The organism is Kitasatospora sp. LaBMicrA B282, from assembly GCF_050325825.1.
Taxonomy (GTDB): Bacteria; Actinomycetota; Actinomycetes; order Streptomycetales; family Streptomycetaceae; genus Kitasatospora.
On sequence record NZ_JBNQTI010000008.1, the window covers coordinates 100,891 to 113,262 of the forward strand.

A 12,372-nucleotide genomic window follows, 5' to 3' on the forward strand; every position below is an offset into this window, starting at 1 on the left:
GCGGATCAGAAGTGCCACACCTGGGAGAGGTCGCCGGTGTTGCACGCGGCCATCGACAGGTAGACGCCCGGGCCGTTGGACTTCAGGCACTGCCCGGTCGCGACGTTCTGCAGCAGGCTCCAGCCGTTGTTGCTGTAGTACTTGTGCCACCGCTGGTTGGCGGGCAGCGCGCCGCCGTCGGCGGCGTTGAAGTCGGTCCCCTGGCCCGCGTCCCAGATCTGCACCGTGCCGCTCGCCACGTCCAGGTCGAGGACCTTGCCGGAGGTGCCGGGCAGGATGGCGAAGGTGTCGCCGTCGAAGCCGTACCAGCTGACGCTCTGGGCCGGGGAGAAGTTGGTGCCGTAGGTGCCCACCCGGGTGCCGTCGGCCTGGCCGTTGCCCTGCACGTCGAGGCTGCTGTCCTGGTAGGCGTAGTTGCTGACCGAAGCGCTCGCGCCCGAACTGGAGCCGAGCCCGTCGGCCTGGGCGGTACCGGCGGCGACGCCGGCGAGGGAGACGGCGGCGACGGCCGCCACGGTGACTGCGCGGACGATGGACATGAAGGGCCTCCAGGAGGTGGGTTCCCCGGGACGGCGCCCCGGGCTGGCCACCAACCTCGTACGTGGCGTTCAACAGCCCATACACGCTTGTTAAACACGCCGCACTGCTCACCCCGCCCCCGACCACCACCACCGCCACCGCGCGCTGAGCACGCCTTCGGCGGGCAGGTCCGCCGCACGCCCCCTCGGCACGCCCCCTCCGGCACCGCCCGGCCGGCCGTCAGGTCCCGGCAGGTCACCAGGCGGGCCGCGGTTCCGCGTCACACGGCCCGCTCGGTGCCGCTGTTCGATTTCGCCAGGTCGGGGCCGCTGCGACGGCTGGTGCGGTGTGCCCGGCGTGCGCGCCCGTGCGCCTCGGCATGCGCGTCCCGTCACCGTACCCGGGCACCGGAAGACTGCCTTCGACTCACCCGTCGCCGAACGTCGACGGAATCAGCCTCGACGAGAGGGAGGGCCGTGCCTGAGGAGAAGACGTTCAGATCAGGTGTGGTGCCCGGCCGGTGGCCCCTGATCGGGCACGCGTGGCCGCTGTTCAAGGCCCCGTTCGCGTTCCTCGCCTCCCTGCCGCAGCACGGGGACCTGGTCGAGATGCGGCTGGGCCCGACGCCCGTCCACGTCCCCACCCACCCCGAGCTGCTGCGGCGGACCCTGGTGGACGACCGCACCTTCGACAAGGGCGGCACGTACTACGACCGGGCCCGTGAGATGGCCGGCAACGGCGTCGCCACCTGCACCCACCAGGACCACAGGCGCCAACGCCGGCTGCTGCAACCGGCGTTCGCCGAACCGCAGCTGGCCAGGTACGCCACCGTGATGGAGCAGCAGATCGCCGCCCTCACCGACTCCTGGGGAGCCGAGCGCAGCTTCGAGGCGTACCCGGTGCTCTACGGGCTGGCGCTGCGGATCGTCACCCGCACGCTCTTCTCCACCCTCGTCGACGAAGCGGTCACCGACGAGATCCGCCACTCCTTCGACGTGGTCTTCGGCAACTTCTTCCGGCAGATGTTCCTGCCCCGGGCGGTGAACCGGCTCCCGCTGCCCGGGAACCGCCGCCACCGCGCGGCGCTCGCCCTACTGCGGGCCGCAGTGGAACGTGTCATCGCCGAGTCGCGCAAGGACGAGGACGACGGCAACGTGCTGGCCGCGTTGCTGGCCGCGCACGAGGCCGAAGGGGCCGCGGTGGTCGACGCCGAACTGCGCGACCACGTGGTGACCGTGCTCGCCGCCGGCAGCGAGACCGTGGCCTCGACCCTGACCTGGGCCCTCTACCTGCTGTCGGAGCACCCCGAGGTGCAGCACGCGCTCCAGCAGGAGGCCGACGCCCGGCTCGTCGGTCCGCTCGCCGTCTGGGACGAGGTGCCCGAGCTGCCCCTCACCCACCGGGTCATCACCGAGACCATCCGCCTGTATCCGCCGGGCTGGCTGTTCACCCGGGTCACCGCCACCGCCACCGAGCTGGCCGGGCGCCGGCTGGCGCCGGGCACCACCATCGTCATCACCCCCGTGCCGGTGCACCGCAACCCGGCCGTCTTCGCCCGGCCCGACGCCTTCGACCCCGACCGGTGGCTGCCCGCGCGCGCCGCCGCGCTGCCGCGGGGTGCGTTCGCCGGGTTCGGCGCCGGCGCCCGCAAGTGCATCGGCGACGCGTACGGCGTGGGCGAATGCGCGCTCGCCCTGGCGTCCGTCGCGCGGCGGTGGACGGTTGCGACCGTGCCGGTCCCGGACGTGCGGCCGGTGCCGCTGGCCGCGTTCTACCGGCCGCGCAGGCTGTTCCTGCGGGTGAAGCGGCGCAGCGCTTCGTGAGCGGCAGCTCCTACGGCGGGGCCCGGTCCGGCCGCGCCCGGGCCAGCCACGCCCGCTACCGCCACGCGGTCGTCGTCGGCGGCGGCTTCGCCGGGCTCGTCACCGCCCGCGTGCTCGCCGACCACGTCGACCAGGTCAGCGTCCTCGACAAGGACACCCTCCCCGACCGGGCCGCCCACCGGGCGGGCACGCCGCAGAGCCGGCACCCGCACGCGCTGCTGGCCCGGGGGGCCGCCCTGCTGGAGGACCTCTTCCCCGGGCTGCGGGCGGAGTTGACCGACCAGGGCGCACCGGTCTCCGACTTCGGCCACTTCCCGATGCGCTACCCCACCGGATGGTCGCCGACCGTCCGCAGCGGGCTCGTGCTGCAGACCTTCAGCCGTCCACTGCTCGAGTTCCTCATCCGCCGCCGGGTCCGCGCCCTGCGCAACGTCACCGTCCACGACGCCACCGAGGTGACGGCCCTGACCACCGGCGACGCCCGCGTCACCGGAGTCCTCGCGCGCGCCAGGGGCGCCGACCGTCCCTCCGCACATCCGGCGGATCTCGTCGTCATCGCCGACGGCCGCTACTCGCGGCTGCCCGGCTGGCTCGCGGAAGCACGGCTGCCGCCACCCCGGTGCCTCCGGGTGGACGGTCAACTCGCCTACACCTCCCGGCTCTACCAGCGCCGCCCGGACCGCGATCCGGGCTTCCAGGCCTCCCTGCAGGCCACCCTGGCTCCCACCACCCCCAGCGGCGGCGTGGTCGTCGCCATCGAGGACGACCGCTGGCTGGTCTGCCTCTTCGGCGCCGGCGGCATCTCCGCGCCCACCACGCCCGAGGGCTTCGCCGCCTACGCCGCCGCCCTCGACAACCCGCACGTCAAACAGATCGTCGAGGACTGCCAACCGATCGGCGCCATCCACCGCTACGCCGGGCTGGACGGCCGCTGGCACCGCTACGACCGCCTCGCGCCGCCGTTGCGCGGGCTCGCCGTGGTCGGGGACGCGCTGTGCGCCCTCAACCCGCTCTACGGGCACGGCATGACGGTGGCCGTCCAGCAGGCCCTGGTGCTGGGCGAGGCGGTCACCGCCTGCCCGCCGGACCGGGCCTGCCGCGTCTACCAGCGGCGTGCGACCCGCACCCTGCTACTGCCGTGGTTCATGTCCACCAGCCTCGACCGGGGTTGGAGCCCGGGGCCGGCTCCGCTGACCGCCCGGGCGGGCCGGGCCGTGCTGCTGCACCTGCTGGGCCGCATCCCCACCGATCCGGACCTCTACCGGAGGTTCCTGAACGTGCAGCACCTGACGGCCTCCCCGCTCACCCTGCTGCCTCCCGTCCCGCACCGCCACGACCAGGGAAGCGAACCTTGACTTCCTCCCCCTCGTGAACGAGGGGGATTCCCCTCAGCCTCGCGGCTGAGCCGCTGCGCGTGCGCGCTGCGGTGGGACCACTTCCTGCTTCACCGACGACCGCCCGCCCGGAGTGCTCCGTTGAGGTCTTACACCGTCTCCACAGGCTGCTGCCGCCAGTCCGGCGGCCAGGATGTTGCGTGCCGCATTCACGTCCCGGTCATGGACTGCTCCGCAGTCACACTCCCATACACGGACGTTCAGGGGCATCTTGTCGCGGATGGCCCCGCAGGCCGAGCACAGCTTGGAGCTGGGGAACCACCGATCGATGGTCACCAGCTCGCGGCCGTACCACTGGGCCTTGTACTCCAGCATGGTCCGCAGCTCGCTCCAGCTCGCGTCGCTGATGGCACGGGCGAGCTTGCGGTTCTTGAGCATGTTGCGGGCCGTCAGATCCTCGATCACGACCGTTTGGTTTTCGCGGACGAGTCGAGTGGTGAGCTTGTGCAGGAAGTCCCGCCGGCGGTCTGCGATCCTCGCGTGGACACGGGCAACCTTCCTGCGGGCCTTCTCCCGGTTGGCCGAGCCCTTGGCCTTGCGCGACAGGCCCCGCTGGACCTTCGCCAGGCGCTCACGGTCGCGGCGTTCATGCTTCGGATTGGTGATCTTCTCCCCGGTGGAGAGCGTCACCAGGCTGGTGATCCCGACGTCGATGCCGACCGCCGTGTCCACGGTCGGCAAGGTCTTGACGGCCGGGTCCTCGCACAGCATCGAAACGAACCACCGCCCCGCCGCGTCCCGGCTCACCGTCACCGTGGACGGCGACTGCCCTTCGGGCAGCGGCCGGGACCACACAATATCCAGTGGCTCGGTCATCTTCGCCAGCGTGAGACAGCCATTCCGGTACCGGAACGCGGACGTGGTGTACTCGGCGCTGTCACGGGACTTCTTCTTCGACTTGAACCGGGGGTACTTCGCCCGCCTCTGCCAGAAGTTGGAGAACGCCCCTTGCAGGTGCCGCAGGCACTGCTGCAACGGAACGCAGGAGACCTCGGCCAGGAACGCCAGCTCCTCGGTCTTCTTCCACGCCGTCAGCATCGCCGACGTGGCGTTGTAGCTCACCCGCTCATGCCGCAGCGTCCACGCCTCCGAGCGGGCGGCCAGCGCCATGTTGTAGACCTTCCTCACGCACCCGAACGTGCGCGACAGCTCAGCCGCCTGCGCATCGGTCGGATAGAAACGGAACTTGAAAGCCCGCTTCACATGAGTAACCGTCACGGAACACACGGTAACACTCCTCCTTGTGACCATCTGCGGGTCACCGACTACCAAGACGCCATACCGCCTTGACGGCGGTCTGGCTTCCGCTGCCCCGCTACGCGGGAGTTTCCCCTAGCTGAAACCGGGGGTATCCACGAAAGGAGCCTGATGACACGCCGCATCTACTGTCCGATCCCGCCGGCCGCGCACCCCGAGGCCGACCGCATCGACATCGAGATCACCAAGTGGATGGCGCGGAGCGGGATGTGCCCGCTGCCCGAGCAGTTGGACCGGCTGACCCGTACGCTGCCCGCCCAGTTGACCGGGCAGATCCTGCCCGACGCGCCGCCCGACCGGCTCGCCGTGGTCACCCGGTTCTTCGCCTGGCTGTTCGCCTTCGACGACCGCCACTACGACGATGTGCTCACCCCGCCGGCCCCGGACCGGATCGCCGCCACCTGCGCGCGCCTGGTCCGCGTCCTGGACACCCGTGCACTGCCGTGCGACGCCACCGCGTTCGAGAACGGCCTGCACGAGATCACCGAGGAGCTCGCCGCGCTCGCCGGCCCGGCCCAGCTCCAGCGGTGGCTCACGGCGATGCGGGCCTACCTGTTCAGCCTGGTGTGGAAGGCCGCGAACCGGTGCGGCCGGATCACCCCGGGCCTGGACGAGTACGCGCTGATGCGGATCCACGGCGGCGCCGTGCTGACCACCGTCATGCTGCTGGACGTGGGCGGCGGGTACGAGGTTCCGGGAGCCGACTTCCACCGCCCGGCCGTCCAGGCCCTGGCCGAGATGTGCTCGCTGCTGGTCAGCTGGGACAACGACCTGTTCTCCCGCGGCAAGGAGCAGCACACCGCCGACCGGCAGAACCTCGTGGACGTCCTCGCCGCCGAGCACCGCATCGGTGTGGCCGAGGCCCTGGACGAGGCCATCACCACCCGCAACCTGGTGCTCGCCCGGTTCATCGAGTTGCGCGACCTCGTCGCGCCGGAGGTCGGCGAGGAGACCCGCGGGTTCCTCGACGCGCTGAGCCAGTGGATCCGCGCCAACGTGGACTGGAGCCTGTGCACCGACCGTTACCGGATGGCCGGCCCGATCGCCGACCTCACGGCGCAGCCGCCGGCCGGGGAGAGCGTGCGCACCCATCCGGCGAGCCTGTGCTCGATCGGCTGCTGGTGGCGCCTCGGCGGCGAGGGTGGGTCGGGCGGCGAGGGCGGTGACGGCGTCCGGGGCGGCCATGCTGGCGAGCGTTCGCCCTATGCGGCGCGCGGGGTGAGTTCGGCCATCGGTCCCCAGCCGCCGTCCGGGGCGTCGGCGAGGTAGATGATCTGCGGTCGCTCGGCGATGTGGTCGGGCATGAACGCCATCGCGTCGGCGAAGTGGGCGCTGGTGACGTGGGCCTCGCCGGCCTCCGGGCCGGTGAAGCCCTCGAGCAGGGTGAAGCCGTTGGGGTCGTCGGCGCTGCGGGACCATTCGAAGAACAGGTTGCCGGGCTCGCTGCGGGTGGCCCGGGTGAAGGCGTCGACCCGGTCGAGCCAGGTGTCGGCGAGGTGGGGGCGGATGCGGTACTTCACGGCGATGAAGATCACGACGGTGGTTCCTCTCGGGAGTGGGGGCGGTGCGGTCAGGTCAGGTTGACGGCCAGGCCGATCAGGCCGAGGGCCAGGCCGGCGAGGGCCTGCTTGGTGCCCGCGCCGTCCAGGCGGCGGGCGTTGGCCAGGCCGGTGGCCGCGAGGACGAGCGCGGGGACCGCGAGGCTGCCGGTGATCCCGCGGATGGCGGGGACGAGGGCCGCGGCCACGGCGATGACGCCGTAGGCGAGCGCGAGGGTGGCCAGGCCGTTCAGGGGTTGTCGCGCGGGTGTCCGGGGTGGTGCCTGGCTGCTGTCGGCAGCGCTCATGGTGGGGTGCTCCGTTCGGGGCAGTCCGTGTCGTTCGGGTACCTCCACCACGTTAGGAAGCGCCGGGCCATAGAGCAAAGACGAAATTTCACACGGATGTATAGGCTGGGACTATGTCTATCGGGACCTTGCGGCAGCTCGAGTACCTCCTGGCCGTCGCCGAGACCGGCTCGATCAGCGACGCCGCCGCCCTGGTGCACGTCTCCCAGCCCACGCTCTCCCAGCAGCTCAAAGCCCTGGAGAAGACGGTCGGCACGCCGCTGCTGGAGCGCACCCCGCGGGGCGCCCACCTCACCCCCGCGGGCCGCGCCTTCCTGCCCGGCGCCCGCCAGGCCATCGAGGGCGCCCAGCGGGCCACCGGCGCCGCCCGCGCCGTCGCCGGGATGGTCGACGGCCAACTCCACCTGGCCTCGATGCTCTCCATCGCCCTCGGCGTGGTGCCCTCCGTGCTCGCCGCCTGGCACGCCCGGCACCCGCAGGTCGACGTGGTCCTGCACGAGTACGACGGCCTGGACTCCTTCGCCACCGCCATGACCGAGGCCACCGCCGACGTCGCGGTCGGCCCGCTGCCCGACGCCTGGGAAGGTCCCCACCACGCGCTGGGCGCCGAGGAGTTCGTGGCCATCCTGCCACCCGGCGACCCGCTCGCGGGTCGTACGACGGTGCGCCCGGCGGACCTCGCGGACCGCCGCTGGGTGCAGTACAAGCAGACGCACGCCCTGGCCGGACACGTCGAACGGATCTGCACCGAGGCCGGGTTCACCCCGAACGCCGTCACCCGCTCGACCCAGACCGCCGCCATTCCCCACCTGGTCGCCGCCGGGCTCGGCGTCGCCATCGTCCCCGCCAACGTCCTGACCCCCGACTTCCCGGGCACGGTGCTACGCCTCACCCCGCGCCACCGCCGCCGGTTGGCCGTGTTCGCCCGGCCCGCGCCGCACCCGCTGATCGCCGAGTTCCTCGCCGTCGCGCGGACGAGCGCGCGCCTGCACCCCGCCCACCTCTCCGACCTGCTCGGGTGATCCTGGAGGGGACTGGGCGGACCGGCTGGAGGTCCGATTTCTTCAAGACCACGCGCCCGTCCCTGCCTAGGCTTCGAGCCATGAGCACAACGCCGACACCCGCATTCGCCGTCATCGGCCTGGTCGTCTCCGACCTGGCCGCCTCGCTCGCCTTCTACCGGCGCCTCGGGCTCGAGTTCCCCGACGGCTCCGAGGACCAGCCGCACGTCGAGGCCGCACTCCCGGGCGGACTGCGCGTCACCCTCGACACCGAGGCCACCGTCCGCTCCTTCCACCCGTCGTGGCGCCCGCCGACCGGGGACGGCCGGATGGGGCTGGCGTTCCTGTGCACGGGCCCCGAGCACGTCGACGAGGTGTACCAGGACCTCGTCGACGCCGGGTACCACGGCGAACTCAAGCCGTGGGACGCCTTCTGGGGTCAGCGGTACGCCGTGCTGCACGACCCCGACGGCAACGGCGTCGACCTCTTCGCACCCCTGGCGGACGCCACCGGCTGAGCAACGGTCTGGGCTACCGGCCGAACCCCGGCCCCACCAACCCGGTCAGCGACTCACCCGTCAACTCCCGGACATCGCGCGACAGATGGGCCTGATCGGCGAAGCCCGCCCGGACCGCCGTCGCCGCGAACGGGACCCCGGCCCGGGCCAGGGCGAGGGCGCGCTGCAGACGCAGCACCCTGGCCAGGGTCTTGGGGCCGTAGCCGAAGGCGACCAGCGACCGGCGGTGGAACTGCCGCTCCCCCAGGCCCACCGATGCGGCGGTCGCCGCGACGGACCGGCCGGCCGCGAGCGACCCGACGACCGCCCGCAGCAGCGGGTCGGGCGGCTCCGCCTCGGCAGCGAGCCGCAGCGCCAGGTCCTCCAGCGCGGTGACCGGATCGGGCGCCGCCGCCATCCGGTCGGTGAGCCGGCGGGTGCCGGCACCGGGCCGAAGGTCGGCGAGGTCCACCCGTCGGTCACGCACCTCGTGCGCCGGAACGCCGAGCAGGCCTGGGGCGGTGCCGGGAAAGAACCGCACACCGACCCACGGGCCCCGCACCTCAGGCCCGAGACGGTACCCACGCGTGTCGGGGCCGGCGACGACGAGCCGACCCTCGGTCCACAGCAGGTCCATGCACCCGTCGGGCAGCACGGACCCCACCCCACCACCGCCCAGCCCGCCGGGCCCCCGCGTCCAGACGACCGCCCCCGGCAGCCGGGACGCACGCTCCGCGTAGCCAGCCGACACGCCCCCGATGCTACGCCCGCCCGCGGTCCTCACGATCGCCCCAGGTCACGGCCGGGGAAGGCGCTCGAACGCAGAAGCCGGATCAACCCAAGCAACCGGACATCCCCATCTCCCACCCCGCGGGAATCAGCCGGATCGGCTGCGCGCATTCGGGTGATTTTCGGCAATCCATGCAATTTTCAGTGGTTATGATCCACCCCTGTGACAGAAAGTCAGCATCGTTTAGCAGTCCGCAACCGAGCCGACGTGGTCATCCTGGGCGCGGGGCCGGCCGGGCTGGTCCTCGGGAGTCTGCTCCACGCCGGCGGGGTCGACTGCGTCGTCCTGGAGCGGTCCAGTCGGGAGCACGTCCAGACGCGGGCCCGGGCCGGCTTCCTCGCTGCGCACACCGTGCGGGTCCTCGACCGGCACGGGCTGGCCGACGGGCTGCGCCGGCGCGGACAGCCGCACGGCGTCTGCGAGTTCCGCACCGAGGACGGCAGCTTCCACCTCGACTACGGCTGCCTCGGGCACGGTGAGCTGCACACCGTCTACCCGCAACAGGACCTGGTCAGCGACCTGGTGGAGCGCTTCCTGGACGCCGGGGGACGCATCCGGTTCGACACCGAGGCGGTGGCCGTGCTCGACGCCGACGGCACCCGACCGTCGGTGACCGTCCGCGAGGGCGACGGGCGACCCGACCGGTGGCACGGCAGGTACGTCGCCGGCTGCGACGGGCGGCACGGTGCCGCACGGCGAGCCCTTCCGCCCGGCACGGTGCGCCACCGCCGCGACCACGGCGTGTCCTGGCTGGGCCTGCTCGCCGAGGCGCCGCCGAGTCTGGACGCGGTGGGCTACGCGGTGCACCGGCGGGGCTTCGCCGGGCACATGCCGCGCTCCGCCGAGGTCACGCGGTACTACCTGGAGTGCGAGCGGGGCAGCTCGGCCGCCGCCTGGTCCGAGGAGCGGATCTGGGAGGAGCTCGCGGTGCGGATGCGCGCGGCGGAGCACGGCCCGCTGCGCACCGGGCGGATCGTCCAACGCGGCGTCGTCGACCTGGAGTCCGACGTCCTCGAACCGTTGCGGCACGGCTCGCTCTTCCTGGTGGGTGACGCCGCCAGCCTGATCAGCCCGTCGGCCGCCAAGGGTGCGAACCTCGCCGTGCTGGAGGCCGAGCTGCTGGCCCGCGCCCTGCTCGACGACCTCCGCCGCGGCGATCCCGAACCGCTCGCCCGCTACTCGGCACGCTGCCTGGCCCACATCTGGCGGGCGCAGGAGTTCTCGCTCTGGATGATCGAACTGCTGCACGGCGCCCCCGGGTCGGGTGCCGAAACGTTGTTCCGCGACGCCCTGCGCCGTTCCCGCCTCGAATCGCTGCGCACCTCCCGGACCCACCAGGACTGGTTCGCCGCCAACTACGTCGGCGTCTGAGTCCGCCCCTGCTACGCATACCCCCCGACACCGCAACGAGGACGTCTTCCGATGACCATCACGACGACCGCCCCCGGCGACACGGCCCGCCTGCGCGCGACGGTCGACTTCGTCAGGACCCAGGACACCGCCACGCTGCTGCGGCTCCTGCTGCCCGGCCTGGACGGCCTGGAGCTGCGGGCGTTAGCGGACCGCTGCCGCTTCGCGCACGCCGCGCTGCTGGTGTTCCCGCCGAACGACCGGGCGCTGCGCGCCGAGTTGACCGCCTGCGGGCTGGCCGCCGACGGCCCGGGGCAACCGAGCGTGGTGGTGCGGCAGCGCTTGGCCGAACGCCACCGGCGCGATATCACCGAGCTCGACGTGCGGATCCTGCGCCCCGCGGTGCAGGACGCGGACGGCGAACGGCGGGTGGTCGAGGTCTTCACCCTGACCGTCCCGCCGGGGTCCGAGCTGACCGAACTGGCCGCCAGCGAACGCACCCAGGACAACGAGGCCCACCTGGCCTTCGAGATCGAGCAGCCGGATCCGCTGGTGCTGCGCGGCCTGTGCGCGATCTTCGCGCGGCGGGGCGCCGTCCCCGACGGGGGCGGCTACAACCCCCACGAGGACGGCACGGTCTTCTACTTCACCGCCCCCGCGGATGCGAAGGCCGGCTACCGGCGGATGGAGCTCTACGCCCGCGGGGACCACCGGGACGTGCTCGCCGCCCACCTGACCCCGGACCACGGTCGGCCGCCTGCTGAAACGCTCCTGCGCCTGCTGACCGGTGCGTGGACGACCCAGGCCCTGGCGGCCTGCGCCCACCTGCGGCTGCCGGAAGCCCTGGACCTGCGGACCGGCACCACCCCCGAGGCGTTGGCGCAGGAGGTCGGCGCCCACCCGGACAGCCTCGCGACGCTGCTGCGCTACCTGGCCATGCTGGGCGTGGTCGCGCAGGGCCCGGACGGGTTCCGGCTCACCGAGACCGGGGCGCTGCTGCGCGCGGACGGCCCCGGCTCGATGCAGCCGCTCGCCCTGATGTACGGCGGCCCGTTCTACCAGTCGTTCGCCCTCCTCACCCAGGCCGTGCGGAGCGGACGGACCGGTTTCGAGCAGCTCTTCGGGCAGAACCACTTCGACTACTTCGCCCGCCACCCCGAACTGGCCGACCGCTTCGACCGCTCCATGGCCGCCAGCTCGTCCATGTTCGAACCGCTCCCCGCCCACCCGGTCCTGGTCGCCGCCGGCCGGGCCGCCGAGCCCCGGACCGTGGTCGACGTCGCGGGCGGCAACGGGGAACTGCTCGGCCGCGTCCTGGCCGCGCACCCCGGCCTGCGCGGCGTCCTGCTCGAACGGCCGCACGTGATCGAGGCCGCCCGCCGCCGCCTGGCACCCGTGACCGGCGGCCGCTGCACGTACCACGCGGGCGACTTCGCCGAGGTGCCCCCGGGCGCCGACGTCTACCTCCTGGCCCGCGTGCTGCACGACTGGGACGACGACCGCTGCCGGGCGATCCTGCGCCACTGCGCCCGGGCCATGCCCGCCCACGCCGACCTGCTCATCGTCGAGCGCCTGCTGCCGGCCGACGGCTCGCCCTCGCTCGCCACCGCCTGGGACCTGCACATGATGTGCAACGTCGGCGGCCGGGAACGCACCGCCGACCACTACGCGCGGCTGCTCGAGGACGCCGGGCTCCACCTGGTCGGCCACGCACCACTGCCGCTGGACGCCAACGTGCTGCACGCCCGTCGGACCGCCGCGCCGACGAGACTGCCCGCACCTGGAGCCGGAGACGGCGCGTAGCCGACGCAGGGGCGTCCGCTCCCCAACCAAACGAGCCCCCCCCGAGTTGCCACGCACCCCCCCCCTCCCCCCCCCCACCCACACCCCCCCAC

At 72.9% G+C, this 12,372-nt stretch carries 12 protein-coding genes; 7 read left to right on the forward strand and 5 right to left on the reverse strand.

Annotated features, from left to right (window positions below; all coding sequences use genetic code 11):
- Positions 1–5: 5 nt before the first annotated feature.
- Entirely contained in the window at positions 6–539 is a 534-nt protein-coding gene (locus tag ACQRUO_RS04545) for an RICIN domain-containing protein (RefSeq protein ID WP_428314392.1), read from the reverse strand.
- A 456-nt stretch (positions 540–995) separates the two neighbouring features.
- Between ACQRUO_RS04545 and ACQRUO_RS04550 the strand changes: the two genes are divergently transcribed.
- Together ACQRUO_RS04550 and ACQRUO_RS04555 are read left to right on the forward strand one after the other, a co-directional pair.
- Positions 996–2,342: a cytochrome P450 gene (locus ACQRUO_RS04550; protein ID WP_428314393.1), complete on the forward strand. Its 1,347-nt coding sequence runs from the start codon at positions 996–998 to the stop codon at positions 2,340–2,342.
- Entirely contained in the window at positions 2,339–3,697 is a 1,359-nt protein-coding gene (locus ACQRUO_RS04555) for an NAD(P)/FAD-dependent oxidoreductase (protein WP_428314394.1), read from the forward strand. Before ACQRUO_RS04550 ends, ACQRUO_RS04555 begins: the two co-directional genes overlap by 4 nt.
- 33 nt (positions 3,698–3,730) lie before the next feature.
- Here the strand turns inward: ACQRUO_RS04555 and ACQRUO_RS04560 are convergent, their stop codons facing one another.
- Positions 3,731–4,987, reverse strand: a complete 1,257-nt coding sequence (locus ACQRUO_RS04560) for an RNA-guided endonuclease InsQ/TnpB family protein (RefSeq protein WP_428314405.1) — start codon at positions 4,985–4,987, stop codon at positions 3,731–3,733.
- Between the two features lie 117 nt (positions 4,988–5,104).
- Between ACQRUO_RS04560 and ACQRUO_RS04565 the strand changes: the two genes are divergently transcribed.
- Positions 5,105–6,262 carry a terpene synthase family protein gene (locus ACQRUO_RS04565; RefSeq protein ID WP_428314395.1) on the forward strand — a complete coding sequence of 386 codons (1,158 nt, stop codon included), beginning with the start codon at positions 5,105–5,107 and terminating at the stop codon, positions 6,260–6,262.
- Here ACQRUO_RS04565 and ACQRUO_RS04570 read toward each other — a convergent pair.
- A complete protein-coding gene (locus ACQRUO_RS04570) occupies positions 6,196–6,528 on the reverse strand; it encodes a putative quinol monooxygenase (RefSeq protein ID WP_428314396.1) in 333 nt (110 codons plus the stop codon). The two genes, ACQRUO_RS04565 and ACQRUO_RS04570, sit on opposite strands and share 67 nt — an antisense overlap.
- A gap of 35 nt (positions 6,529–6,563) precedes the next feature.
- Positions 6,564–6,839, reverse strand: a complete 276-nt coding sequence (locus ACQRUO_RS04575) for a hypothetical protein (RefSeq protein ID WP_428314397.1) — start codon at positions 6,837–6,839, stop codon at positions 6,564–6,566.
- Between the two features lie 113 nt (positions 6,840–6,952).
- Between ACQRUO_RS04575 and ACQRUO_RS04580 the strand changes: the two genes are divergently transcribed.
- Complete coding sequence (locus tag ACQRUO_RS04580) at positions 6,953–7,861, forward strand: LysR family transcriptional regulator (protein ID WP_428314398.1); 909 nt, start codon at positions 6,953–6,955, stop codon at positions 7,859–7,861.
- Positions 7,862–7,941: 80 nt separating this feature from the next.
- On the forward strand, positions 7,942–8,358 hold the full coding sequence (locus ACQRUO_RS04585) for a VOC family protein (RefSeq protein WP_428314399.1): 417 nt from the start codon (positions 7,942–7,944) through the stop codon (positions 8,356–8,358).
- A gap of 13 nt (positions 8,359–8,371) precedes the next feature.
- Here the strand turns inward: ACQRUO_RS04585 and ACQRUO_RS04590 are convergent, their stop codons facing one another.
- The gene (locus tag ACQRUO_RS04590) at positions 8,372–9,088 is read right to left on the reverse strand and encodes a helix-turn-helix domain-containing protein (RefSeq protein ID WP_428314400.1); all 717 of its coding nucleotides are present in this window, start codon (positions 9,086–9,088) and stop codon (positions 8,372–8,374) included.
- 246 nt (positions 9,089–9,334) lie between these two features.
- Between ACQRUO_RS04590 and ACQRUO_RS04595 the strand changes: the two genes are divergently transcribed.
- Complete coding sequence (locus ACQRUO_RS04595) at positions 9,335–10,498, forward strand: 4-hydroxybenzoate 3-monooxygenase (protein ID WP_428314401.1); 1,164 nt, start codon at positions 9,335–9,337, stop codon at positions 10,496–10,498.
- A gap of 51 nt (positions 10,499–10,549) precedes the next feature.
- Complete coding sequence (locus ACQRUO_RS04600) at positions 10,550–12,280, forward strand: methyltransferase (RefSeq protein ID WP_428314402.1); 1,731 nt, start codon at positions 10,550–10,552, stop codon at positions 12,278–12,280.
- Positions 12,281–12,372: the final 92 nt, after the last annotated feature.

Coding starts and splice junctions, on each gene's coding strand:
- ACQRUO_RS04545 (WP_428314392.1), bottom strand. CDS start 539: ATGTCCATCGTCCGCGCAGTCACCGTGGCGGCCGTCGCCGCCGTCTCC.
- ACQRUO_RS04560 (WP_428314405.1), bottom strand. CDS start 4,987: ATGGTCACAAGGAGGAGTGTTACCGTGTGTTCCGTGACGGTTACTCAT.
- ACQRUO_RS04565 (WP_428314395.1), top strand. CDS start 5,105: ATGACACGCCGCATCTACTGTCCGATCCCGCCGGCCGCGCACCCCGAG.
- ACQRUO_RS04575 (WP_428314397.1), bottom strand. CDS start 6,839: ATGAGCGCTGCCGACAGCAGCCAGGCACCACCCCGGACACCCGCGCGA.
- ACQRUO_RS04580 (WP_428314398.1), top strand. CDS start 6,953: ATGTCTATCGGGACCTTGCGGCAGCTCGAGTACCTCCTGGCCGTCGCC.
- ACQRUO_RS04585 (WP_428314399.1), top strand. CDS start 7,942: ATGAGCACAACGCCGACACCCGCATTCGCCGTCATCGGCCTGGTCGTC.
- ACQRUO_RS04600 (WP_428314402.1), top strand. CDS start 10,550: ATGACCATCACGACGACCGCCCCCGGCGACACGGCCCGCCTGCGCGCG.